21 protein-coding genes and 2 pseudogenes are annotated in these 24,970 nt (G+C 63.2%); 14 read left to right on the plus strand and 9 right to left on the minus strand.

Annotated features, from left to right (window positions below; genetic code table 11):
- Nucleotides 1-189: 189 nt before the first annotated feature.
- From X738_RS52185 to X738_RS52205, 5 genes are all read right to left on the minus strand, one after another.
- The gene (locus X738_RS52185; RefSeq protein ID WP_023798084.1) at nt 190-696 is read right to left on the minus strand and encodes a hypothetical protein; all 507 of its coding nucleotides are present in this window, start codon (nt 694-696) and stop codon (nt 190-192) included.
- Nucleotides 690-1,370, minus strand: a complete 681-nt coding sequence (locus X738_RS52190; RefSeq protein ID WP_023798085.1) for a DUF6946 family protein — start codon at nt 1,368-1,370, stop codon at nt 690-692. The genes X738_RS52185 and X738_RS52190 overlap by 7 nt, the downstream gene beginning before the upstream one ends.
- Before the next feature lie 292 nt (nt 1,371-1,662).
- Nucleotides 1,663-2,496 (minus strand): hypothetical protein, encoded by an 834-nt coding sequence (locus X738_RS52195; RefSeq protein WP_023798086.1) that lies wholly within the window; start codon nt 2,494-2,496, stop codon nt 1,663-1,665.
- Between the two features lie 364 nt (nt 2,497-2,860).
- The gene (gene fcl, locus X738_RS52200) at nt 2,861-3,823 is read right to left on the minus strand and encodes a GDP-L-fucose synthase (protein ID WP_023798087.1); all 963 of its coding nucleotides are present in this window, start codon (nt 3,821-3,823) and stop codon (nt 2,861-2,863) included.
- A 143-nt stretch (nt 3,824-3,966) separates the two neighbouring features.
- Nucleotides 3,967-5,121 carry a dihydrodipicolinate synthase family protein gene (locus tag X738_RS52205; RefSeq protein ID WP_023798088.1) on the minus strand — a complete coding sequence of 385 codons (1,155 nt, stop codon included), beginning with the start codon at nt 5,119-5,121 and terminating at the stop codon, nt 3,967-3,969.
- On the opposite strand from X738_RS52205, the gene X738_RS84625 reads away from it, so the two are divergent.
- The 14 genes and pseudogenes from X738_RS84625 to X738_RS52275 all read left to right on the plus strand — a co-directional run bounded on the left by X738_RS84625 (nt 5,114) and on the right by X738_RS52275 (nt 20,198).
- Complete coding sequence (locus X738_RS84625; protein WP_156942565.1) at nt 5,114-5,290, plus strand: hypothetical protein; 177 nt, start codon at nt 5,114-5,116, stop codon at nt 5,288-5,290. The two genes, X738_RS52205 and X738_RS84625, sit on opposite strands and share 8 nt — an antisense overlap.
- Nucleotides 5,291-5,358: 68 nt before the next feature.
- The gene (locus X738_RS52210) at nt 5,359-6,402 is read left to right on the plus strand and encodes a LacI family DNA-binding transcriptional regulator (RefSeq protein WP_023798089.1); all 1,044 of its coding nucleotides are present in this window, start codon (nt 5,359-5,361) and stop codon (nt 6,400-6,402) included.
- Nucleotides 6,399-7,357: pseudogene (locus X738_RS52215) on the plus strand (Gfo/Idh/MocA family protein). The gene X738_RS52210 and the pseudogene X738_RS52215 overlap by 4 nt, the downstream one beginning before the upstream one ends.
- Complete coding sequence (locus tag X738_RS52220) at nt 7,354-8,955, plus strand: acyl CoA:acetate/3-ketoacid CoA transferase (protein ID WP_023798090.1); 1,602 nt, start codon at nt 7,354-7,356, stop codon at nt 8,953-8,955. The pseudogene X738_RS52215 and the gene X738_RS52220 overlap by 4 nt, the downstream one beginning before the upstream one ends.
- A complete protein-coding gene (locus X738_RS52225; RefSeq protein ID WP_023798091.1) occupies nt 8,948-9,724 on the plus strand; it encodes an enoyl-CoA hydratase/isomerase family protein in 777 nt (258 codons plus the stop codon). Before X738_RS52220 ends, X738_RS52225 begins: the two co-directional genes overlap by 8 nt.
- 24 nt (nt 9,725-9,748) lie before the next feature.
- Entirely contained in the window at nt 9,749-11,260 is a 1,512-nt protein-coding gene (locus X738_RS52230; RefSeq protein WP_023798092.1) for an aldehyde dehydrogenase family protein, read from the plus strand.
- Nucleotides 11,261-11,319: 59 nt separating this feature from the next.
- A complete protein-coding gene (locus X738_RS52235) occupies nt 11,320-12,573 on the plus strand; it encodes an ABC transporter substrate-binding protein (protein WP_031254544.1) in 1,254 nt (417 codons plus the stop codon).
- A 164-nt stretch (nt 12,574-12,737) separates the two neighbouring features.
- Nucleotides 12,738-13,694, plus strand: coding sequence for a carbohydrate ABC transporter permease (locus tag X738_RS52240; RefSeq protein WP_023798094.1), 957 nt, complete (start codon nt 12,738-12,740; stop codon nt 13,692-13,694).
- A complete protein-coding gene (locus tag X738_RS52245; protein ID WP_023798095.1) occupies nt 13,691-14,635 on the plus strand; it encodes a carbohydrate ABC transporter permease in 945 nt (314 codons plus the stop codon). The genes X738_RS52240 and X738_RS52245 overlap by 4 nt, the downstream gene beginning before the upstream one ends.
- 4 nt (nt 14,636-14,639) lie before the next feature.
- Entirely contained in the window at nt 14,640-15,755 is a 1,116-nt protein-coding gene (locus tag X738_RS52250; protein WP_023798096.1) for an ABC transporter ATP-binding protein, read from the plus strand.
- 5 nt (nt 15,756-15,760) lie between these two features.
- Nucleotides 15,761-17,263, plus strand: a complete 1,503-nt coding sequence (locus X738_RS52255; protein ID WP_023798097.1) for a GMC oxidoreductase — start codon at nt 15,761-15,763, stop codon at nt 17,261-17,263.
- Nucleotides 17,264-17,471: 208 nt separating this feature from the next.
- The gene (locus X738_RS52265; protein ID WP_023798099.1) at nt 17,472-18,233 is read left to right on the plus strand and encodes a 3-ketoacyl-ACP reductase; all 762 of its coding nucleotides are present in this window, start codon (nt 17,472-17,474) and stop codon (nt 18,231-18,233) included.
- Between the two features lie 12 nt (nt 18,234-18,245).
- Nucleotides 18,246-19,874 (plus strand): GMC family oxidoreductase, encoded by a 1,629-nt coding sequence (locus tag X738_RS52270; RefSeq protein WP_023798100.1) that lies wholly within the window; start codon nt 18,246-18,248, stop codon nt 19,872-19,874.
- Between the two features lie 10 nt (nt 19,875-19,884).
- Nucleotides 19,885-20,198, plus strand: a pseudogene (locus tag X738_RS52275) (Dabb family protein).
- A gap of 104 nt (nt 20,199-20,302) precedes the next feature.
- On the opposite strand, the gene X738_RS52280 reads toward X738_RS52275, so the two are convergent.
- The 4 genes from X738_RS52280 to X738_RS52295 all read right to left on the minus strand — a co-directional run bounded on the left by X738_RS52280 (nt 20,303) and on the right by X738_RS52295 (nt 24,941).
- Nucleotides 20,303-21,148 (minus strand): EamA family transporter, encoded by an 846-nt coding sequence (locus X738_RS52280; protein ID WP_023798101.1) that lies wholly within the window; start codon nt 21,146-21,148, stop codon nt 20,303-20,305.
- 7 nt (nt 21,149-21,155) lie between these two features.
- Nucleotides 21,156-22,070 carry an endonuclease/exonuclease/phosphatase family protein gene (locus tag X738_RS52285; RefSeq protein ID WP_023798102.1) on the minus strand — a complete coding sequence of 305 codons (915 nt, stop codon included), beginning with the start codon at nt 22,068-22,070 and terminating at the stop codon, nt 21,156-21,158.
- Between the two features lie 95 nt (nt 22,071-22,165).
- Nucleotides 22,166-23,716, minus strand: a complete 1,551-nt coding sequence (locus X738_RS52290) for a cation:proton antiporter (RefSeq protein WP_023798103.1) — start codon at nt 23,714-23,716, stop codon at nt 22,166-22,168.
- 160 nt (nt 23,717-23,876) lie between these two features.
- Nucleotides 23,877-24,941, minus strand: a complete 1,065-nt coding sequence (locus X738_RS52295) for an ABC transporter ATP-binding protein (RefSeq protein WP_023798104.1) — start codon at nt 24,939-24,941, stop codon at nt 23,877-23,879.
- Nucleotides 24,942-24,970 lie beyond the last annotated feature (29 nt).

Here is a 24,970-nt window from a genome sequence, read left to right on the forward strand (position 1 = left end):
CGACGTTCTGAAAGGTCCTCCTTCAGTCCGGGACGAAGTATGCAGCCGAGCAAGCAGGCTATCTTCATCAGGGCGATTTGATCGAGGCGTTGTCTGGGTGATGAGGACGGCAAGGCGAGGGTGAACCGGCATAACATTCCTGTTGAAAGACTGGAGTAAGCCGACAATGAAAATGGAATTGATGGGTCGTTAGCTGCCTTCAGCTTCTGCTGTAGCAAGAACTCCTAACGGGTCTAGTGTGAAGTTAGACCGGAAGCGTTGGAACAGATCATCAACCTGATCGACGCGGAAATACCGCTCCGCTGCGGTTTTGCTGGTCGGCTGGTCCCGCCTCGCCAACTCGTCGGTGACCGCTCTCGGTATCAAATAAACCGCTCGGCCGGTGATCTCACCTGCCAACAGAAGGACAACAGCAAGCCAGTCGAAAACGTCATAATCATTGTAGCCCACATAGACCGCACCAGTTTTGTGAGTGCGCGATTTGACCGATATGCGCTGCGGCTCCGTGTTCGGTGGCTGTGCGATAACGTCGTAACCGGGCCAGTTGTCCGGCACTTTCAGGGCTGGGATGCCTGCAAGCGTCAGCTCGGCGGCTACAATCATTTCGCAGGCATCACCCATCTGCTTGGTCGTATATCCTTTTGGTGCAGTGATCGCGGCGTTGGTGGAGGTGGCAGTCAGTGGAACACTCAGCATGCGAGAAAATCCCCGTTGCCGGTGGCCCAGCCTAAGCGGAGCCGCTGTCCGGACCTCAGGATCACCGTGTTCGACAGATCAGGCTTAGCTTCAACGCCAAGAAGGCTTGCGAAGCTCGCGAAATCCTCGAACCACATGCGGGTTGGTGAGAACGAGTGGACGATCATCGCGGCTTCATCGGTCTTGAACCGCCGCGCCTCGATCAGCGCGGAAGCCATCCGGTGCATCAACTGATAGCGGATGTGGGACGGCGGAGCTTCGTCGAAGCCGAGTAAGCCGCACAGTTGGCCCATGCGATCTTGTTTTCCCTGCGACGGGCCGACAAGCCATTCACCCACCGTCGGGCCGAAAGGCTCGTTCACCTTGCCTTCAATGGTCGCCGCGCAGGTCTGATCGCCGAACCGGATAAGAGCGAACACATCGTTCTGGCTCTCCCGATTTCCTCCTTCGAGGGGCACCTTGTGCTCGGGCAGGGCCAGCAGAAGCTCGGCAGGCGGGTCGAACATTCGGGCGATCTCATTTGGCAAGCCCTCAGCGTTTTCCCAGCAGTGCGCAAGGGTCTTTGCTGAGTAGCCGGTTCGCCATTGCCTCTCGGGTTCCGCAAGGAACGCCTGCCAGCTCGCGGGGCCTTGACTAGGAATATAAACCCGCGTCCGATGGATGTTCCGTAACATGCCCAATTGATTACCCCACCCGCTGCACGCGCTATTTTCGGTGGCTTAGCCTACCGGGTGAGTGATGACCCTCAGTTAAAGGCAACGGTAAAAATTGAGGGGCTTCACAATACTACGCAAAACAATCGGGCGACATGATTTCCCAGATTCCCGGACTTTAAGCCATGGCATCGAATGGAGATTTGCTGTCAGCTTCAAAATCCGCCAGCATCGTGCAGCCAGCTCCAGCTCGGGCTCACCAGCTCAACGTTAAATGGGTCAGTTGCCCGGTCTGTGCGATGCCCACCGTGCTCTACGGTGTTGATCCCGTACCCCACGCAATCAGTTCCTCAGTCACCTTTACTGGGCGGGACTGATAGAGCTTTGAAAGCGCTTCGAGGCGTTTAATAACCTTCGGATCAACCTGCGCGTCCACGTCGAAATCTCGCTTCAAACGTTGCTGCGCTTCCACCCAAATCTTCAACGTGTTGCCTGCCAAGTCATTGCAGGTTGAAGACTGAAAGGGGTCGCCTAGCGGCTCTGGCACATTGCGATACTGCGCCAACTTTCTGCCGTAACCATCAGCGTCTCGGATTGGGCTACCGAACTCCTCGTCAATCTTCTGTTTGGCCTTGGCCTTTCCGTCCCGAATGGCTTCCCGAACCTTCGTGATCTCGGGCATGGACATATCGAAGAGGAAGTAGTCGTCCATCACCTTCTTAACGCTGGAAAAATCTATCTTCTGGCCAAGGACGTTGTGCTGGGTGACAAGATCATCATAGAGCTTCCAATGGCTTCCCCAATCGGTCTGGGTGCCCCATCTTCCCGCTGTGACTTTCCCAAGGATCACTTCTCGCGTGTAGATCGAAACCACCTCGCGCAAACGTTCAATGAGGTCGGCGGCCTCTTTTTGCTTGTCTTCCCAAAGTTCAGCTTCAAAGCCTAGGCCTTTGAACCGCTTGAACCGCGCAACGTTGGCATAGATGAAGCTGAGGAAGCCAAGGCCGAAGACAACTGCCGCTTCCGTGACTTTATCTGCATAGACCAAATATATGCTCGTCCCGAGCAGGATTAGCCCGACGATGACGAATAGCACCCGCTCCCAATTAACTGAGAGCCATTTCCCGAACGTCTTGGCAGTTTCCATTGATCTACCCCGCTCACACCCACGTTCGATGTAATGGCGTGAGAGGGGTTTGACAAATCAGGTTCCGACCTGCCGCTCAGGTTCCGACCTGCCGCGCTTCGCATGTACCAGCCTGCGAGGCTGACGGAGCGACAGAGCAAGCCAAATGCGATCTTTGGGAATGTAGCTACCGATACGTGCCGGGACAAAATCGACTGGCCCGGCTAGCTACCCGCCACGGCTTTGACGAGAGCATCATTGGACGCTTGTCCCTGGGGGCATCGCTCGTCCAGGTAAATACACAGGTATCCAAGATTTTGCATTGCCATGGCCATGAAGCGGCCGCCCAAGCGTCATGTCTGGTGGCGGCAATCAGAGTCGACGATCAAGCTGCGCCGAGGCGGAGATCGCCCGTCTCGATATGCTGGAGAAACCAGGCATAGGTCTGCTCCAAGCCACTCTGAAGCGAGTACCGCGGGCGCCAACCCGTGGCAAACAGGCGCGACACGTCCATCAGCTTGCGCGGCGTGCCGTCCGGCTTCGTCGCATCGAATGTGAGCACCGCCTCGGCGCCGACGACGGAGAGCATGGTGCGGGCCAGTTCGGCAATGGTGATGTCTTCGCCCGAGCCGACATTGACGTGGCTGTCGCCGGCATAGTTTTTCAGCAGCCAAACCAGAGCGTCGGCGGCGTCGTCGACATGCAGGAACTCGCGCATCGGCGTGCCCGATCCCCAGACCTCCAGGGTTTTGTCGCCGGCGCGCTTGGCCTTGTGCGCCTTGCGCATCAGGGCTGGTACGACATGGCTGGTGGAGAGGTCGAAATTGTCGCCGGGGCCATAGAGGTTGGTCGGCATCGCCGAGATGTACTCGACACCGTATTGGCGCCGATAGGCCTGGCACAGTTTCAGCCCAGCGATCTTGGCGATCGCATACCATTCGTTGGTCGGTTCGAGCGGACCGGTCAGCAAGGCATCCTCGGCGATCGGCTGCGCCGCAAACTTCGGATAGATGCAGGACGAACCGAGAAACAGCAATTTCTGCACTTCGTTGCGGAAGGCGCTCTCGATGACATTGGTCTGCATGATGAGATTGTCCTGCAGAAAATCGACCGGCAACCTGTTGTTTGCCAGGATACCGCCGACCTTGGCCGCCGCCATCACCACCGCATCCGGCCTGTGGTCTGCCATCCAGCGCCGCACGCCGGCCTGGTCCATCAGGTCGAGTTCATCGCGGGATGCGGTCAGGACCTCGCAGTCCTCGTCCGCCAGCCTGCGCAATATGGCCGAGCCGACCATGCCGCGATGCCCGGCCACGAAAACGCGCTTGCCCCTTAGGTCGAAATCCATTGGCGTATCCCTATGCAGAACGGCCGCTTTGACCATCTGGCGTCGGCGTGCCGGATGGTCCTGCGTCGGACGCATAGCGCATACAGATTTGCCGAGACAAGCCAAATCGGAGATTCGGGCGAGCTCTTCTTGTGGTATGGCGGTCAGACACCCGCCACGGCGCACAGGCTCTTCATTCTGGCGACGGCAAGCTCCGGGTCGGCCAGCGATCCGGCCTGGTCGGCGAGGCGGAACACATCGGCATAGTGGCAAATGCCGCGTGCCGACTGCATGCCGCCGACCATCGAAAAATGGTCCTGGTGGCCGTTCAGCCACGCCAGCAAGACGATACCGGCCTTGTAGTATTCGGTCGGCGCCTCGAAAATTTTCCGCGACAGAGGTACCGTCGGCGCCATCAGCGCGTCATAGCCTGAGCGGTCGCCAGCGGCCAGTTTCGCCAGCGCGGCATTGGCGACCGGCGCGATGGCGTCGAAAATCCCGAGCAGCGCATGCGAGTGTCTTTCGCCGTCGCCGGCGATCAGCTCGGGATAGTTGAAGTCGTCGCCGGTGAACATGACCACGCCTTCCGGCAGCCGGTTGCGCAGGGCAACTTCTTTGCCGGCATCGAGCAGCGATATCTTGATCCCCTCGACCTTGCCTGGGTGGCGTTCGATGATGGCGACGACCGTGTCGAGCGCGGTGTCGAAATCATGGCTGCCCCAATAATTCTTCAGCGCCGGATCGAACATGTCGCCCAGCCAGTGCAGGATGACCTTGCCGGATGCCTGGGACAGGATGCGGTCATAGACGCTGGCATAGTCTTCGGGACCCTTTGCGACAGCCGCCAGCGCGCGGCTGGCCATCATGATCGCCTTGCCGCCGAGGCCTTCGATGAAACCGAACTGCTCCTCATAGGCCGCGATGACATCGTCGAGCGTCCTGGCGGCGCCTGGCGCCAGATGGTCTGTCCCGGCGCCTGAGGCGAGATCGGCGCCCTCGATGGTGCGCGCCTCGGCGATCGAGCGGCGGATCAATTCCCTGGCGTTTGTCCAGTCGAAACCCATGCCGCGCTGCGCGGTATCCATCGCCTCGGCGATGCGGAAGCCGAGCCGCCACAGATGATGGCGGAACGCCATCGTGCGCTCCCAGTCGACCGCAGGATGAGCCCACGGATCGGTCATCGTGAGGGGATCGGCAACGACATGGGCGGCGGCATAGGCGATGCGCGAAAACCGCGCGCCGATCACCGGCTGTGCCGGCTGGCCGACAAGGCGGTAGCGAGTGCTGTGACCGCCCTCCCCGGGCAAGGCAATGTCCATCGATCTCTCCCTTCGTCGCGCTATTAAATGGAACGTTCCAACAAATCAAGGACCGTTGTGGATTCTCGATCCATACCCCAGAATGCTGCATCGCAGCGAAGAAAGCCGTTTAAGAGCGGCATCAAGCGCCGATCGCCAGATTTTCGAATTCTGGAAAAATCCTGATTGACTCATATCCAGCTCAGAATTAGAACGTTCCAATAAATTCGGCCGGAAAACACTGGAGGACGTATCTGAATGGCCAGCAGGCCCAAGGCGACGATACTCGACATTGCCCGTGAGGCGGGCGTGTCCAAGTCGACGGTGTCGCTGGTGCTGCAGGGCAGCGGCCTGATCCGACCTGAGACTGCGCTGAAGGTTCGCAAGGCGATTGAGGATGTCGGCTATGTCTACAACCGCGGCGCCGCCAATCTGCGCAAGGCCCATTCCAACGTCATCGGCATGGTCATCAACGACCTTACCAACCCGTTTTTCGCCGAAATGGCCGTCGGCATGGAGCGTGTGTTCCAGTCGGCGGGCATCGTGCCGTTCATCGCCAACACGGCGGAGAATCCGGTGCGCCAAGAAGAGGTGCTGAAATCGCTGATGGAGCAAGGTGTCGCCGGGCTGATCGTGTCGCCGGCGCGCGGCACGACTCCCGGTGCGTTCCGCCGCATCGAGATGGCGGGCCTTCCGATCGTCTTCACCATGCGCCGCCTTCCTGAAAGCCGCATCCCGGTGATCGCGCCCGACAATCATCGCGGCGCCTGGCTCGCCACCGCCCATCTGATCGGCAAAGGGCATCGCCGGCTGGCGTTCTTCGGCGGCTCATCGGATCTGGTAGTCTATCACGAGCGGCTGGGCGGTTTTCGCGAGGCCTGCGAGGGGCTCGGCATCGCCAAGCGCGATACACTGGTCGTCGAAGGCGAAACCAGCCGCAAGGGCGGCATTGCCTGCCTGGAGACGGCCCTCGCCATGGCCGAGCCGCCGACCGCGGCGCTGTGCTTCAACGATGCGGTTGCCTTCGGCGTCATGCTGGCGCTGCGCAAGCGCGGCCTCGAGCCCGGCGCGGATTTCGCCGTTGTCGGCTTCGACGACGTGATCGAAGCCCAGCACTACATGCCGGCGCTGACCAGTGTCGCGGTGGATTCGGCGGGCCTCGGCGAGCGCGCCGCCCATGTCATGCTGAAGATGATCCAGTCGCGCACCACGCGCGCCGAGGATCATATCGGCGCCGTCAACCTCGTCGTCAGGGACAGTTGCGGTCCTGATCGCCGTGCCGGAATGGGAGACGCGGCATGACCGTCAGATGGGGACTGATCGGCGCAAGCACGATCGCCAGGCAATTCGTGATCAACGCCATCCGCGGGCAACCGAACAGCGAGATCACGGCGGTGATGAGTTCCAGCCCGGAGCGCGCTGCTGCCTATGCCAAGGAGAACGGCATTGCGCTCGCCGTCTCGACGCTTGATGCATTGCTCGGCTCCGACATCGACGCCGTCTACATCTCGACCACCAATGAATTGCATCTCGAACAGGCACTGGCCGCCATCAGAGCGGGAAAACAGATCGGAAGAGCACACGTCNCGTGCTCGGCACCAACCATCATCTGCGCAATGCCGGCTCGCACCGGGCGATGCGCGAAGCCATTGCCGCCGGCCGCATCGGCAAGCCGATTGCCGCGCGCGTCTTCCACTCGGTCTATCTGCCTGAAAATCTGCAGGGCTGGCGCATAATCAGGCCGGAAGCCGGTGGCGGCGTGGTGCTCGACATCACCGTGCACGATGCCGACACGCTGCGCTTCGTGCTCGGCGACGATCCGCTCGAGGTTTCGGCGTTCACACAGGCCGCAGGCATGGCCACCGGCGGCTTGGAAGATGGCGCCATGTGCATCTGGCGCTTCACATCGGGCATCATCGCCCAGTCGCATGAGGGTTTCACCATCAAATTCGCCGGCACCGGCTTCGAGGTGCATGGCAGCGAAGGCTCCCTGATCGCGAAAGATGTGATGACGCAGAAGCCGATCGGCTCTGTGCTGCTGCGCACGGCAAAGGGCGAGGAGGAATTGAGCTTCGACCGCGAAGATCTCTATGTCCGTTCCCTGCGCCAGTTCCACGCGGCGATCGGTGGCGAAGGCCACCCGTCGGCCACCGGCGAGGACGGCGTCTGGTCGCTGACATCAGCCGAAGCGGCGTTGCAATCCGCGAAGTCCGGAAAATCGGTCGCGATCGATCCGAATCTCGGGGGCGCAGCGTGAGCAAACTCGTCTCCGCAGCGCAGGCCGCCAGCCTGATCGGCGACGGCATGGTCGTTTCGGTGTCGTCGTCGAGCGGCCTCGGCTGCCCGGATGCGGTGCTTGCCGCGATCGGCGAGCGCTTCGACGCGCAAGGCCATCCGAAGAACATCACAACGCTGCACCCGATCGCCGCCGGCGACATGTACGGCATCAGGGGTATCGACCATCTGGCCAAGCCCGGCCTGTTGAAGAGCACGCTGTGCGGCTCCTATCCGTCCGGCCCGTCCTCTTCGGAGCCGCCGCAGATCTGGAAGATGATCGGCGACAATTCGGTCGCCGCCTACAACGTGCCCTCAGGCATCCTGTTCGACATGCATCGCGAGGCCGCTGCCAAGCGCCCCGGCGTGCTGACCAAGGTCGGCCTCGACACCTTCGCCGACCCGCGTCATCAGGGCTGCGCCATGAATGCGGCGGCCAGCGAGCCGATCGTTTCGGTGCAGCAGTTCGACGGCGAGGAATGGCTGTATTTCCGCTCGATCGTGCCTGATGTCTCGATCATCCGCGCCACCACCGCCGACGAGCGCGGCAACCTCACCTACGAGCACGAGGGCGCTTATCTCGGCGGGCTGGAGCAGGCGCTCGCCGCCCGCAACAATGGCGGCATCGTCATCGCGCAGGTCAAGCGCGTCGTCGAGAACGGCACGCTGAAGCCGCATGACGTGCGCGTGCCCGGTGTGCTGGTCGACCATATCGTGGCGGCGCCCGACCAGCTGCAGACGACGCTGACACCCTACGACCCGGCCATCTCCGGTGAGATCTTCCGGCCGCTGTCGACTTTCCGCAACGCCGAGATGAGCGTCCAGAAGGTCATCGCGCGCCGCGTCGCCATGGAGCTTGCCGACGGCATGGCCGTCAATATCGGTTTCGGCATCTCGGCCAACGTGCCGCGCATCCTTATCGAGGAAGGCCAGCACGGCAAGGTCACCTGGGTGATCGAACAGGGCGCGGTCGGCGGCGTGCCGCTGCTCGACTTCAAGTTCGGCTGCTCGTCGAACGCCGACGCGTTCATGCCTTCGCCACACCAGTTCATCTATTTCCAGGGCGGCGGTTTCGACGCCTCGCTGCTGTCCTTCCTGCAGATCGACCGCCATGGCTCGGTCAATGTGTCGAAGCTTTCGGCCAGACCGCATGTCACCGCCGGCGCCGGCGGTTTTGTCGACATCACCGCGCGGGCCAAGAAGATCGTCTTTTCCGGTTTCTTCAATGCCGGCGCCAAACTGTCGCTCGCCGATGGCGGCATCCGTATCGACGGGGAAGGCAAGGTCAAGAAGCTGGTCGGCGAGGTCGAGCACATCTCCTTCTCCGGCAAGCGCGCAGTCGCGCAAGGACAGGACATCACCTATGTCACCGAGCGCTGCGTCATGAAGCTGACGCCTGCAGGGCTGATGGTGACGGAGTTGGCACCGGGCATCGACCTCGAGCGCGACGTGCTGGCGCAGGCAGAGATCCCGCTCGCCGTCGCCAACGACCTGATGGTCACGCCGGACGCGCTCTACCGTGACCGGCCGATCGGACTGTCACTCAATGGCGGCGCCTCGCTTGGAGGCGCGCATGGCTGAGCGTCTCGTCACCTTTGAAACCTACGGCGACCTCGGCATCGTCACGCTGCGCCGGCCGGAGAAATTCAACGCGCTCGACATCGCGATGCTGCGCGCGCTGGAAGCCGCGCTCGATACGGCCGAGGCCGCGGACGGCGTCCGCGTCGTGCTGCTGTGCGGCGAAGGCAAGGGCTTTTGCGCCGGCGGCGATGTCGAAGCCTGGTCGCAAATGAGCGCCGCCGATTTCCAGGTGCAATGGGTTCGCTATGGCCACCGCGTCTTCGACCGGCTGGCGCGGCTACGGCAGCCGACGATCGCCGTTCTGTCCGGCCATGCGCTGGGCGGCGGGCTGGAACTGGCGGTCGCCTGCGACTTCCGCGTCGCCGAGGCGCACGTGAAATTGGGTTTTCCAGAAACCTCGATCGGCGTGGTGCCCGGCTGGTCCGGCACGCAGCGCACGGTGCGCCGCTTCGGCGCGCAGACGGTGCGGCGCATGGCGCTTGGCGGAGAACTGTTCGTGGCTGCCGAAGCACTCGCTCTGGGCATCGTCGACCGGGTGGTCGAAACGGGCAACGCATTCACCGAGGCCAGGGCCTGGGCCGGCAAGATCGCCGAGCGCGGCCCGCTGGCAACCGAAGCCGCCAAGCTGATGATCGCGATCGCGGAAGGCGAGGACAGTGCCGCCGCAACCGAGGCGCTGGCCAGCGGCTTCATCGCGCTGACCGGCGATCTCAAGGCCGGTGTCGGCGCTTTCAAGACCAAGCAGAAACCAGCGTTTTCAAGATCCTAGAATGCAGCGGAACCCAGAACGCACATGAACTTGCCCCTCACCATCGCCATGCCCGCCGAGGCATCCGCAGCACCGAAGACCTACCGGCTGCTGATCGACGGCAAGTTCGTCGATGCCCGCGACGGCCGGACGCTGGAGCGCAACAGCCCCGGCCACGGCTTCACCGTTTCGCGCTATACGCAAGCCGGCGAAGGGGAAGTCGAGGCGGCGGTACAGGCCGCGCACAAGGCCTTCGAGACCGGCCCCTGGCCGCGCATGAAGGCCGGCGAGCGCGCCGCGGTCCTGCTCAAGGCGGCGGACCTGATCGAGGCGCGGCTCGAGGAGATTGCCCGGCTCGACGCGCTGGAATCCGGCAAGCCGATCGCCCAGGCGCGCGGCGAGATCGGCGGTGCCGTCGACATCTGGCGCTATGCCGCGGCGCTTGCCCGCACGCTGCATGGCGAAACCTACGCCAACCTCGGCGATGCCATGCTGGGCGTCGTGCTGCGTGAACCGATCGGCGTCGTCTCGATCATCACGCCGTGGAATTTTCCGTTCCTCATCGTCAGTCAGAAACTGCCGTTCGCGCTCGCCGCCGGCTGCACGGCGGTGGTCAAGCCGAGCGAGATGACCTCGGCCTCGACCTTCGTGCTCGGCGACATCCTGATGCAGGCCGGCTTGCCGGATGGCGTTGTCAACATCCTCGCTGGACTGGGCGCCGATGTTGGCGCGCCGATGGTCAGCCATCCGCTGGTCGAGATGGTGTCGTTCACCGGCTCCACCCGGGTCGGCAAGGTGACCATGGCATCGGCTGCAAACGCGCTGAAGAAGGTCTCGATGGAACTCGGCGGCAAGAACGGCCAGATCGTCTTTCCAGATGCCGACCTCGAAGCCGCCGCCGACGCAGCGGTGTTCGGCGGCTTCTTCAACGCCGGCGAATGCTGCAACGCCGGCAGCCGGCTGATCGTCCATGAGGCGATCGCCGACGACTTCCTCGGCGCAGTGAAGGCGCTCACCGCCAGGGTCACCGTCGGCGATCCGCTCGACGACAGCACCAAAGTCGGCGCGATGATCTCTTCCGAGCACCTGGCCAAGGTGACCGGCTACGTGGCGGCGGCGGCAAACGACGGCAGCAGCGTCTATAGCGGCGGCAAGCAGATCGCCTCCAGTGCCGGTCAGTATCTCGATCCGACCATCCTTCGCGGCGTCACCGAAGACATGGCCATTGCACGTGAGGAAGTGTTCGGCCCGGTGCTGTCGGTGCTGACGTTTGGATCGATTGAAGAGGCGTTGCGCATCGCCAACAACACGCCCTATGGTCTGTCGGCGGGCGTGTGGAGCGCCAACATCGACACCTGCATGTCGGTGGCGCGGAATGTTCGTTCGGGAACCGTTTGGGTGAACACGTTCATGGAAGGTTATCCCGAGCTGCCTTTCGGAGGCTACAAGCAATCCGGTCTCGGACGCGAACTCGGCAAGCGCGCCGTCGAGGATTATACCGAGGAAAAGACAATCCAGTTTCATCGCGGCCAGCGCACCGGATGGTGGGTCGGCTGAGCTGTGAAGAACCCGGCGGACAGCCGCCGGTCGTGTAGCTGCAACAAGGGAGGAAGTACATGTTGCGCAAACTGCTTATCGGAACGGCTCTCGGCTCGGGTCTTGCGTTCGCGGCCCATGCCCAGGACGTCAAGGAAGTCGAGATGCTGCATTGGTGGACGTCTGGCGGCGAAGCGGCTGCCTTGAACGTGCTCAAGGAGGATCTGGCCAAGCAAGGTTTTGCCTGGAAGGACGTGCCCGTGGCCGGCGGCGGCGGCGACGCCGCCATGACCGCGCTGAAGGCGATGGTCGCGGCCGGCAACTACCCGACCGCCTCGCAGATGCTCGGCTATACCGTGCTCGATTATGCCGCAGCCGGCGTGATGGGCGACCTGACCGAGGCGGCGGTAAAGGAAGGCTGGGACAAGTCCGTGCCGGCCGCCCTGCAGAAATTCTCGGTCTATGACGGCAAGTGGGTCGCGGCTCCGGTCAACGTTCACTCGGTCAACTGGCTGTGGATCAACAAGGCGGTGATGGACAAGATCGGCGGCACCGAGCCCAAGACCTTCGACGACTTCATCGCGCTGCTCGACAAGGCCAAGGCGGCGGGCGTCATCCCGCTCGCACTCGGCGGCCAGAACTGGCAGGAAGCCACCATGTTCGATTCGGTCGTGCTGTCGACCGGCGGACCTGAGTTCTACAAAAAGGCCTTCAACGACCTCGACGAAGAGCAGCTGAAATCCGACACGATGAAGAAGTCGTTCGACAACCTCGCCAAGCTCGTCACCTATGTCGACCCGAACTTCTCCGGCCGCGACTGGAATCTTGCCACCGCCATGGTCATCAAGGGCGATGCGCTTGTGCAGGTGATGGGCGACTGGGCCAAGGGCGAATTCAACGCCGCCAAGAAGACCCCGGGCACCGACTTCCTGTGCTACCGCTTCCCGGGCACCGACGGCAGCGTGGTCTACAACTCCGACATGTTCGGCATGTTCGACGTTCCGGAGGACCGCAAGGCCGCCCAGGTCGCCTTGGCCACCGCCACTTTGTCGAAGAGCTTCCAGTCGGCTTTCAACGTCGTCAAGGGCTCGGTCCCGGCCCGCACCGACGTGCCCGACACCGACTTCGACGCTTGCGGCAAGAAGGGCATCGCCGACCTGAAGGCCGCCAACGAAGGCGGCAAGCTGTTCGGTTCGCTGGCGCAAGGCTATGGCGCGCCGCCGGCCGTTGCCAATGCCTACAAGGACGTCGTCTCGAAATTCGTCCACGGCCAGATCAAGACCTCGGACGAGGCCGTGACCCAATTGGTCAACGCAATCGAAGACGCCAAATAAGAACCGGCATGAAAGGACCTTCCCCGCTCCGGTGGGGAAGGTTCCACCAAGCCAGGATGGTCGACTTCTGGTCGGAATGGCGCCGGCGATCAACCAACACGCCCCGTCTCGACGGGGCTATCCTTCCCCGCCTGGCGGTGAAGGGACCCGCGAGGGAGGAGCCCATGACAACGGTCGCGACCCAGATCAAGCTGACGCCGGAGCATAATGCGCGCCCGGGCGCGTCGGTGCGTTCGCGCCTGCAGGACGCGCTGCCGAAGATCGTACTGGCGCCAAGCTTTGCGATCACCATCGTCTTCGTCTACGGCTTCATCCTGTGGACGGTCTATCTGTCCTTCACCAACTCCAAGACCTTCCCGTCCTATGCGCTGACTGGGCCGCGTGCCTATCAGCGGCTATGGCGCTGGACCTTCGAGAGCGACCCGCCGTCGAGCTGGTACACGTCGATCACCAATATGGGCATTTTCGGCTTTCTCTACATCTTCATCTGCCTGGCGCTCGGCCTCTTCCTGGCCATCCTGCTCGACCAGAAGATCCGTGGCGAAGGCATGTTGCGGCCGATCTATCTCTACCCGATGGCGCTATCCTTCATCGTCACCGGCGTCGCCTGGAAATGGTTCCTCGATCCCGGCCTCGGCCTGGAGCAGACGCTGCATCAATGGGGCTGGACGAGCTTCCATTTCGACTGGATCAAGAACAAGGATTTCGTCATCTACACCGTGGTGATCGCCGGCGTCTGGCAGGCCTCGGGCTTCATCATGGCGATGTTCCTCGCCGGTCTGCGCGGCATCGACGGCGAGATCATGAAGGCGGCGCAGATCGACGGCGCCACCACGTTCCAGCTCTATCGCCGGATCGTTATCCCGCTGTTGCGGCCCATCTTCCTGTCGGCCTTCATCGTGCTCGCTCACCTCGCCATCAAGTCCTACGACCTGGTCGTAGCACTGACCAGCGGCGGGCCGGGCGGCTCGGCCTGGCTGCCGTCGAACTTCATGTACGAGTACACTTTCAAGCGCAACGAAATGGCCGTCGGCTCGGCCAGCGCCGTGATCATGCTGATGACCATCACCGCGATCATCGTGCCCTATCTCTATTCCGAGCTCAGGGAGCGGCCGCGATGAGCGTCATTGCCACGCCCACTCGCCAGAGCACTGGCGGCATCAGCGCCAGGACCATCAACCGCATCGTCATCTACGGCCTGCTGGCGCTGTTCGCGCTGTTCTACCTGATGCCGCTGTTCGTCATGCTGGTGACCTCGTTCAAGACCATGGACGAGATCCAGAACGGCAACATGCTGGCGCTGCCGCAGGCACCGACCTTCGAGCCGTGGCTGAAGGCGTGGGGCGAGACCTGCGTCGGCCTGACCTGCGCCGGCATCAAGGGCTATTTCTGGAATTCCATCAAGATGGTGGTTCCGGCGGTGCTGATCTCGACGCTGCTCGGCGCGCTCAACGGCTATGTCCTGACCAAATGGCGCTTCCGCGGCCACACGCTGGTCTTCGGACTGATGCTGTTTGCCTGCTTCATTCCGTTCCAGTCGGTGCTGTTGCCGATGGCGACGATCCTCGGCAGCCTCGGCCGTTTCGGCGTGACGCTGCGAAACGCTACGGGATTTTCATTCGGCTTGGGCAATCCGACGGTCAATCTGGTCTTTGTTCACGTCGTCTACGGGCTCGGCTTCACCACCTTGTTCTTCCGCAATTATTACGAGGCGTTCCCGACCGAACTGGTCAAGGCGGCACAGGTCGACGGAGCCAGCTTCTTCCAGATTTTCCGGCGCATCATGCTGCCGAATTCGATGCCGATCTTCGTCGTCACCGTCATCTACCAGTTCACCAACATCTGGAACGACTTCCTGTTCGCCTCGGCCTATGCCGGCACCGGCGACGCGATGCCGATGACCGTGGCGCTGAACAACGTCGTCAACACCTCGACCGGTGTCGTCGAATACAACGTCAACATGGCGGCGGCGATGATCGCCGCACTGCCGACCCTTCTCGTCTATGTGGTCGCTGGCCGCTATTTCGTGCGCGGCCTGATGGCCGGCGCCGTCAAAGGATAATCGAATGGCTTTTCTCGAAATTGATGGGCTGAGGAAGCGGTTCGGATCGGTCGAGATCCTGAAGGGCATCGACGTTGATCTCGAAAAGGGCGGCTTCCTCGTGCTGGTCGGCCCGTCCGGCTGCGGCAAGTCGACCTTGCTCAACACCATCGCCGGCCTGGAAAGCATCACCGAAGGCGAAATCCGTGTCGACGGACGCACGATCAACGATCTCCACCCCTCGAAGCGCGACATCGCCATGGTGTTCCAGAGCTATGCGCTCTATCCGAACATGACCGTCGCGGGAAACATTGCCTTCGGCATGGAGATGCGCGGCGTGCCGGCCCACGAGCGCCAGAAGGCGATCGACAAGGTGGCGAAGGTGCTGCAGATCGGCCATCTCCTGCAGCGCAAGCCGAGCCAGCTTTCCGGCGGCCAGCGTCAGCGCGTCGCCATGGGCCGGGCGCTGGTGCGCGACCCCAAGCTCTTTCTCTTCGACGAGCCGCTCTCCAATCTCGACGCCAAGCTGCGCGTCGACATGCGCATCGAGATCAAGCGGCTGCACGCAACCACCGGCACCACGATCGTCTACGTCACCCACGACCAGATCGAAGCGATGACGCTGGCCACCAAGATCGCGGTGATGCGCGACGGCGAGGTGCAGCAATTCGGCACGCCTGCCGAAATCTACAACAACCCGACCAACCTGTTCGTCGCCGACTTCATGGGCTCGCCGGCGATGAACCTGATCCCGGCGACGATCGGCGGCAATGGCAATGCGCTTTCCGTGGTGCTGCAGCGCGAGGCGCGCGAGCCGATCTCGCTGCCGCTGGCCGATGCGCCGACTGGTCTGTCGGCATTCCACGACAAGCCGATCATTTTTGGCGTCCGTCCCGAGGCCCTGACCGATCCTGAAGGAGCCGAACACAACGCATCGAACATCGCCACCGCCGACTGCCACATCGAGGTTGTGGAACCGGCCGGCTCCGACACCTTCGCCGTCACCAATCTCGGCGGCAAGGCGGTGGTGGCGCGTCTGCGCGCCGACGCCAACATCCAGCCGGGCACGGTCACGCCGCTCGCCTTCAACCTGACCAAGGCGGTGTTCTTCGATCCGGCGACCGAGAACCGCATCCTCTGACAGCCATGACAAACCCGGACATCGTCATTATCGGCTCCGGCATCGGCGGCGCCACGATCGCTTCCGGCCTTGCCGGCAGTGGCGCCTCGATCCTGATGCTGGAGCGCGGCGAACCGCTGCCGGCGACGCCGCACACGCGCGACACGCGCGCCATCTTCGTCGACGGCCACTACCGGCCGAAGGAGATGTGGCGCGAGGCCGGGGGTGCTGCGTTCAATCCCGGCAATTATTACTATGTCGGCGGCAATTCGAAATTCTATGGCGCGGTGCTGATCCGCTACCGCAGGGAAGACTTTTCCGTCATGGAACACTATGGCGGCGTCTCGCCGGCCTGGCCGTTCTCCTATGAGGAATTCGAGCCCTGGTATTCCAGGGCCGAGCAGCTTTTTCGCGTGCGCGGCGCACTCGGCGAAGACCCGACCGAACCGTTCCACTCGATCCCCTACCCCTTCGGGCCGGTGCCGGACGAGCCGCCGATCGCCCGCGCCCGCGCCGAACTCATGGGCCTCGGCCTGCATCCGGCATCGCTGCCGCTCGGCGTCGACATCGATGCCTGGCTAAAGGACGGCAAGACAGGCTGGGACGCGTTTCCCAACACCGGGACCGGCAAGGTCGACGCCCAATCGGGGCCGCTGACAGCGGCACTTGCCGACCGGAACATCAGGCTCGAGACCGGTGCTCATGTCGAATACCTCGAAGCCTCACCGGATGCCACGACGATCGCAGCCGTTCACTATCGCCAGGACGGCATACTGAAGAAAGTGACGCCGAAACTGGTCATCCTCTCGGCCGGAGCGGTCAATTCCGCCGCCATCCTGCTGCGTTCGCCGTCCCCGAACGGAAACGGCCTTTCCAACCGCTCCGACCAGGTCGGCCGCAACTTCATGAACCACAATTCGAGCGCCATGCTGGCGATCGATCCGCGCCGCAGGAACACCTCCGTCTACCAGAAGACGCTGATGCTCAACGACTACTATCTATCCGACGGCAAGGGCGGCAAGCCGCTCGGCAACGTCCAGCTTCTCGGCAAGATCGACGGTCATATCCTGAGGGCCAACGTCAAGCTTGCACCCAAATTCGCGCTGGACTTCATGGCCGGCCACGCCGTCGACTGGTACCTGATGTGCGAGGACCTGCCGGACCCCGAAAGCCGCATCATGGTCGACGGCAAGGACATCGTCATGCAGTGGCGGCGCTCCAACATGCAGTCGCTCGACGGGCTGACCAAGGTGATGCGCGAGAACTTCCGCGCCTGCGGCTATCCGATCGTCCTGTCGCGGCCTTTCGACAAGCGCACGCCGTCGCACCAGTGCGGCACGGTCAAGATGGGCGACGATCCGGCAACCTCGCCGCTCGACCCGTTCTGCCGCTCGTTCGACCACAAGAACCTGTTTGTCGTCGACGCTGGCTTCCTGCCGAACTCGGCCGCAGTCAATCCGGCGCTGTCGATCGCCGCACAAGCGCTGCGCGTCACCGACCACATCCGCAAGAGCGAGCTTGTCCTATGATCGGTCTGCGCCGCCCCTCATCCGCCTGCCGGCACCTTCTCCCCGTGAACGGGGAGAAGCCCGCTGGCCGCAACCTCGGCGCCTTTTTTGCAACGCTGGCGATTGGCGAAGCAGGCGATGAAGGCGTCCTTCTCCCCGTCACTATACGGGGAGAAGTGCCCGGCAGGGCGATGAGGGGCGGCGCTGACGTCCAAAGGAACATCTTCACATGAGCCGTCCGGCAGCCATCATCACCGGCGGCGCGCGCGGCATCGGCCTTGCCTGCGCCGAGGCGCTGGCCGATGCCGGCTTCGATGTCCTTGTCGTGGACCTTGCCGAAAAAGCCGGCGACGGGGTTGCCGCTGACATCACCGCCCGCGGCGCGAAATTCGCCTACCATTGCGGCGACATTGCCAACCTCGACGACCATGCCGCATTGGTCGATGCCGCGACGAGCGCCTTCGGCCGCATCGACTGCCTGGTCAACAATGCCGGCATCGGCGCCGTGGTACGTGGCGACCTGCTGGAATTGAAACCGGAAAACTTCGACCGGATCCTCGCCATCAACCTGCGCGGCACCGTCTTCCTCAGCCAGGCCGTTGCCAGGGCGATGCTTGCGGCGCCGGGTGATTTTCCAAAAACGATCATCACCATCACCTCGGTCAGCGCCGAAATGGCCTCGCCGGAACGTGCCGACTATTGCATCTCCAAGGCCGGGCTTTCGATGTGGGTGAAAACCTTGGCGCTACGCCTCGCCGCCGAAAATATCGGCGTGTTCGAGTTGCGGCCGGGCATCATCCGCACCGACATGACCGCAGGGGTAATGGCCAAATACGACGCGCTGATCGACGGCGGTCTGGTGCCGGCCAAGCGCTGGGGCGAAGCCGCCGATGTCGGTGCCGCGGTCGCGGCACTCGCCGGCGGCAAGCTCGGTTTTTCGACCGGCTCGATCATCAATGTCGACGGCGCGCTGTCGGTGCCGAGGCTGTGAACAGGTGACGCCATGACCGACTACATCATCGTCGGCGCCGGCCCGGCCGGCTGCGTGCTGGCCAACCGGCTGAGCGAAGAGCCATCGAATTCAGTGCTGCTGCTCGAAGCGGGCGGCAAGGACTGGCACCCGCTGATCCACATGCCGGCCGGTTTCGCCAAGATGACCAAGGGCATCGCCGCCTGGGGCTGGTCGACCGTGTCGCAAAAGCACATGAAGGACCGCGTCTTCCGGTACACGCAGGCCAAGGTGATCGGCGGCGGCTCCTCCATCAACGCCCAGATCTACACACGCGGCAATGCCCGCGACTACGACGCCTGGGAGAAGGAAGAGGGCCTTGCCGGCTGGGGCTATCGCGACGTGCTGCCCTATTTCAAGCGGGCCGAGAACAACCAGCGCTACGCCGACGATTTTCACGGCGACCAGGGTCCGCTCGGCGTGTCGAACCCGATTGCGCCGCTGCCGATCTGCGAGGCTTATTTCCGCGCTGGGCAGGAGTTGGGCATTCCCTTCAATCCGGACTTCAACGGGGTAGCCCAGGAAGGCGTCGGTTATTACCAATTGACGCAGAAGGACGCGAGACGCTCCTCTGCCTCGGTCGCCTATCTCAGGCCGATCCGCGCGCGAAAAAACATGACCGTTAGGACGGATGTGCTGGTGACGCGCATCGTCATCGACAAGGGCCGCGCCACTGGCGTCGAGATCGTCGACAGGCCGGGCGGCGAGAAGAAAATCCTGCGCGCCGAGCGCGAAGTAATCGTCTCGTCCGGCGCCATCGGCTCGCCGAAGCTGCTGATGCAGTCGGGCATCGGCCCGGCCGACCATCTGAATTCGGTGGGCGTGACGCCGGTGCACGATCTGCCCGGCGTCGGTTCCAACCTGCAGGATCATCTCGACCTGTTCGTCATTGCCGAATGCACCGGCGACCACACCTACGACAACTACGCCAAGCTGCACCGGACGGTGTGGGCCGGCCTGCAATACCTGCTGTTGAAAAAAGGCCCGGTTGCCTCCAGCCTGTTCGAGACCGGCGGCTTCTGGTACGCCGACCCGACCGCCGCCTCGCCCGATATCCAGCTGCATCTCGGCCTCGGCTCCGGCATCGAGGCCGGTGTCGAAAAACTGAAAAATCCGGGCGTGACGCTGAACTCGGCCTTCCTGCGCCCTCGATCGCGCGGCACGGTGCGGCTGAACAGCGCCGACCCGGCCGACCACCCGCTGATCGACCCAAATTACTGGTCCGATCCCTACGATCGCGACATGTCGATCAAGGGGCTCAGGCTGGCGCGCGAGATCATGCGGCAGAAAGCGCTGGCCCCCTACGTGCTGCGCGAGGTGCTGCCGGGACCGGCACTCACCAGCGACGACGAGCTGTTCGACTATGCCTGCCGCAGTTCCAAGACCGACCACCACCCTGTCGGCACCTGCCGCATGGGCCATGATGCGATGAGCGTGGTGACGCCGGATCTCAGGCTGCGTGGTATCGAGGGCTTGCGCGTCTGCGACGCTTCGGTGATGCCGCGCATCCCCTCCTCCAACACCAATGCGCCAACCATCATGGTCGGCGAAAAGGGCGCCGATCTGATCCTTGGCCGCGACCCGCTGCCGCCGGCCGTGTTTTCCACCAACCAAGCGGCATGAGATTCCAAGAATGATCAGGCACTGTGTTTTCGCTCGATTCCGCAATGACGTCACCGACGACGAGCGCGCGGCAATCCATGCCGATCTTGAGGCGCTGCGGTCGGTGATCGACGGCATGGCCAAGGTCGAATTCAGCGCCAACACCAGCCCAGAGCCGTTCGCGCCGGCTTCACGCACGGCTTCACCATCGACTTCAGCGATGCCGCCGCACGCGACGCCTATCTGGTGCATGAGGCCCACAGCCGAGCCGGCGCTCGGCTGGTCGCGGCGCTTGAAGGCGGAACCGACGGGCTGATGGTGTTCGACCTCGAGATAGGCGCTTAATGCATGTCGCGCAAAAGTGTGCAGCGGTTTTGCGTTAACGACATGCATAAAACAACAATCTAAAGCGCGTCGCGTGAGGTCGGTCGAACGCGACGCGCTTTAGCCTATCCGAGCCTCAGCGCGACGACGCCGGCAACAATGCTGAGCACGGCGGCACCCCGCCAGGCGGTCATCTTCTCGCCGAGCGCAAACACCGAGATCATCATGGCGAACAGGATCGAGGTTTCGCGCAGCGCCGCGACCGAGGCGATCGGCGCCTTGGTCATCGCCCACATCACGATCCAGTAGGCAGCGCCGCTGAGCACGCCGGTGTACACGCCCGCCTTCCAGTCTCGCGCCAGCACCGGCAAAGCCTTCGGTCCGAGGAATATCAGGCACAGCACCAGCGCCCACAGCGCATCGCAGACGAACAGCCATGCGGCATAGCTCGACGCCGTCGCGGCCAGCCGCGCGCCGCTGCCGTCGGACAGCGTATAGCCGGCGATGAAGATCGAGGTGCCAAGCGCAAAGCCGACGGCACGCAGGTTCAGCCTCTCCAGATGTGCGCCGCCGCGAAACGACAGCACCAGCGTCCCGGCCGACAAGAGAACAATGCCGAGAATGGCGAGCGGCGCCGGAACTTCAGCGACGACCACAATGCCGCCAAGTGCAGCCAGCAGCGGTGCCGTGCCGCGCGCCAGCGGATAGGTCTGGGCGAAATCGCCGGCCTTGTAGGCGCCTATCAGGAACGTCCTGTAACCCATGTGGAAGATCACCGAGGCGATGATGTACGGCCACACTTCCGCTTTCGGCACCTCGACGAAAGGCAGCGCCAGAAGCGCCACGGCGCCCATGCCGAGCGTCATCAGCGTGATCGACAAAAAGCGGTCGAGATGAACCTTGACCAGCGCGTTCCAGATCGCGTGCATGGCGGCGGCGGCAAGCACCGCGAAGAAGACGAACAAGGTCATCGGCGGCTCATGCGCCTTCGGCCCCCGTCGCGAACGGCGTTTCCAGGTCGATGTCGACCCGCAGCGGAAAATGGTCGGAGGCGATTTCGCCGATATCGGCACTGGCCGAGCGCACCCGTCCCGCCAACATCCCGCCGACGAAGCAGTGGTCGAGCCGTCGCTTTGCCAGCCTGCCGTTGATGGTCTTCACATGGGTATGGAAATCCGCCGTCGGTTCGCTGGCGACGGCGGCGGCATCGACAAAACCGTTGAGATAGGCAGCATTGCGATGGTACGGCGTGCTGCCGACGATGCGCCGGTACTCGGCGCTGCCCGGCTCCATGTTGAAATCGCCCATCCAGATCGCCGCCAGCGGGTTTTCCGGCTCCGGCTCGCTATTGCTCCAGTTGCGGACGGGCTCATCGTCGGCGCCGCTCCACGGGCCGCCGTCGGACGGCGCGCGGCGATGCTCGGCGAGCAGATAGTCGATCTGCTCCAGCCGCTCTTCGGCGGCGATATGCGCCAGATGCAGCGATAGCACCCGCACCGGACCGGCAGGGGTGTGGATCATGCATTCCAGCGCTGCGTTGCGGGTGTTGAGCGGACGCACGGTGCGGCGCAGCGGCAGCGTGTGCAGGCGCGACCAGACGATCGGCAGCCTGGACAGGAGCATGGTGCCGAATTGCCGCCGCCGGTTGACGATGCGGCCGTCACGCCGCTCGCTGGCGTCCATGTCGAAGGCCGGCCCATAAACCCAATAATGTTCGGGCAGCAGTCGCGAAAGAAGTTCCGGCTGGTCGTCCTCGTTGCTGCGCAGCCAGTGCCGTTCCACCTCCTGCAAGGCGATGATGTCGGCGCCGGCGACGATCTTGGCGCAGCGCGAGAGATCGTAGCGACCGTCGCCGCCGAACCCGTACTGGATGTTGTAGCTGACCAGCTTCATTGCTTATCCGGCTCAATTCCCTGAAAGCAGTAGCCGTTGGGCTGATCGGCTGCAATGTGCAGCCGGATGCAGAGCGCTTGGGCCAGATAGCGCAGCTAGGTCGTCAACGGCTGGAAACGTCCCGGCGGAGAGGCGGCCAGTTCCGACCAGTCGATTTCCTCCTCCAGGCGATGATATGCTTCGTCGCCGATCGTTCCGTCGATGCGCAATTGCTCCAGCGCGTCACGCTGGCTCTTGATGGCATAGAGGCGCAACCTGTCGTACTCGGTGGCAGCCTGGGCGTCCTCCGGGTTTTCAGCGATCGTGCGCTGCGCGGCAAATTGCTCGCGGACCACGGCCGCGGCATTCGATGTCTTGCCGCTCAACACGTCCAGCGCGGCCTGCATGATGGCGACGCGCGCCTGCGCGACTTCGCGGTCGACAATTTCGTCCGGGTCGAGACGAAGCAGGCGCAGCAGCGGCTTCAGGCTGATGCCTTGCAGCACCAGGGTGCCGAGGACGACCGAGAAAGCGGCGAGCACGATTGGGTCGCGGCCGGGAAAGTCAGCTGGCAAGGCAAATGCTGCCGCAAGCGTGACCAACCCGCGCATGCCGCACCAGCCGATCAGCACGCCGCCGCGAAATGACGGCGCCTCGGCCTGCCGTTCCGCGTCACCGAAGCTGGCGAGCCACCTCATGATCGCGCCGCATCCCAGCACCCAGACGAGACGCGAGACGATGACGACAGCCAGCACGGCTGCGGCAAAGACAAACGCTTCGACCTGCCCCTGCTCGGCAAGCCGACCGACGATCGATCGCGCCTGAAGTCCCATCAGGACGAAGGCAAGCACGTTGAGCACGAACACCGCCGTCTCCCAGACCGAGTAGGAGCTGACGCGATTTCTGGCCGGCATGCGGCGCGGCGCGGTGCGCGCGATGGTCATGGCATAGACGACGATCGTAATGATGGCGGAGAGCCCGATCCTGTCGGCCAGGATCCAGACGCCGAATGTTCCGGCAAATTGCACCACCGTGCCACTTGCCGGATCTCTGATGCGGCTGAGGGTGACGAGAGACAGCCGGCCGAGCACGTAACCAGAGGCAAGGCTGCCGACCGTCGACAGCAAGATCATCGGAACCGCGCTGCTCAGCAGGATAGAGCCGGCAGCTGCCGAAACCGCCATGCGGTAGATCAGCAGTGCGGTGGCGTCGTTGAGCAGGCTTTCGCCTTGCAGGATCGCGGTGACGCGGTGCGGCACCTTGAACTGTCCAAGCACGGCCGACGCCGCCACGGCATCGGGCGGCGCCACGATCGCGCCAAGGGCAATAGCCGCAGCGATCGGCAGGCCTGCCATTGTCCATCCGACGAGCGCGACGGTCGCAGTGGTGAAAACGACGGCGCCAAGCGCCAGCAGGATGAGCGGCAGCCTGTAGCGATTAAGATCGCGCAGCGACGTGTCGTACGCCGCGTCGAGAAGCACCGGCGCGATGAACAGGGCGAGCGCCAGCTCGGGATCGATCTCGATGGTCGGCGCAAACGGCAGAAAGGCGATGCCCGCGCCTGCCAACGCCAGCAACGAGGGATAAGGAATCTGCAGACGCCGCGACAACGCCGTCAGCGCGACGGCGATCAGCAGGAGAATAAGGGTCAGCTCGAAAAGCGCCATGCCTCATCGTAGCGGCGAAGCCGGGCGATTGGCAGGCAAAAAAACGGCGACGGCTTTGGCTGGTGAATGGTGAATGGTGAATGGTGAATGGTCGCTTGCAGAGAAATCTCGGCGCGTAAAGCGCCTTCTTGCTATTCACTATTCACCATTCACTCCGCCCCTAATGCAGCACAAGCATGTCGCCCGACGAAAACGAAATCTCGGCCTTCTCGCCGACAGCGGGCGGCGGCGAGGCCGGGCTGTTGAACGTGTCGAGCGACACCGTGCTGCCGCCGATGCCGACGCGAACCCGGATGACCGAGCCGAGGAAATGCACTTCGGTGATCTCGCCCGAAAGACTGGAGTCGCGGCCGGGATGGCGGCCGAGCGAAATCGCCTCGGGCCGCAGGGCCAACGACAGCGTGTCGCCGGACTTGGAGCCGTTTAGCTTTCCCCGCAGCGAGACCTCTTGCGAATTGACGCGCACCTTGCCCGAGGCTGCATCGGTGACGGTGCCTTCGAGCACGTTCAGCGTGCCGACGAAATTGGCGACGAACTTGGTCGCCGGCCGGTTGTAGATCTCGAACGGCGTGCCGACCTGCTCGGCCTTGCCGCCATACATGACGGCGATGCGGTCGGAGATCGACAGCGCCTCTTCCTGGTCGTGGGTGACGAAGATGGTGGTGATGCCGAGCCTCTTCTGGATCGAGCGGATTTCCTCGCGCAGCGACACGCGCACCTTGGCGTCGAGCGCCGACAACGGCTCGTCGAGCAGCAGCAGCTTCGGCTTTGGCGCAATCGCCCGCGCCAGCGCGATGCGCTGCTGCTGGCCGCCGGAGAGCTGATAGGGATAGCGGTCGCCCATCTGCGGCAGCTTGATGAGGTCGAGCATCTCGGCAACGCGCCTGTCGGCATCGGCCTTGGGGATGCCGGCGACCTTCAGCCCGAAGCCGATGTTTTGCGCCACGGTCAGGTTGGGAAACAGCGCATAGGCCTGGAACACCATGCCGACATTGCGCTGGTTGGGTTTGAGCCGGGTGATATCCTTGCCGGCGACGACGATCTTGCCGGCGCTCGGCTCCTCGAAGCCGGCGACCATACGCAGCACCGTCGTCTTGCCGCAGCCCGATGGCCCGAGGAAGGAGACGAATTCGCCCGGCTCGACGTCGAGGTTGAAATCCTGGACGACGGTGGTGGCGCCGAAGGATTTTCGCACATGCTGGATGGAGAGGAATGGCTCGGCCATGGCTTTTTTTCTTTCGGTCAGTACTTTTC

It is taken from the genome of Mesorhizobium sp. L48C026A00 (assembly GCF_000502375.1).
Lineage (GTDB): Bacteria > Pseudomonadota > Alphaproteobacteria > Rhizobiales > Rhizobiaceae > Mesorhizobium > Mesorhizobium muleiense.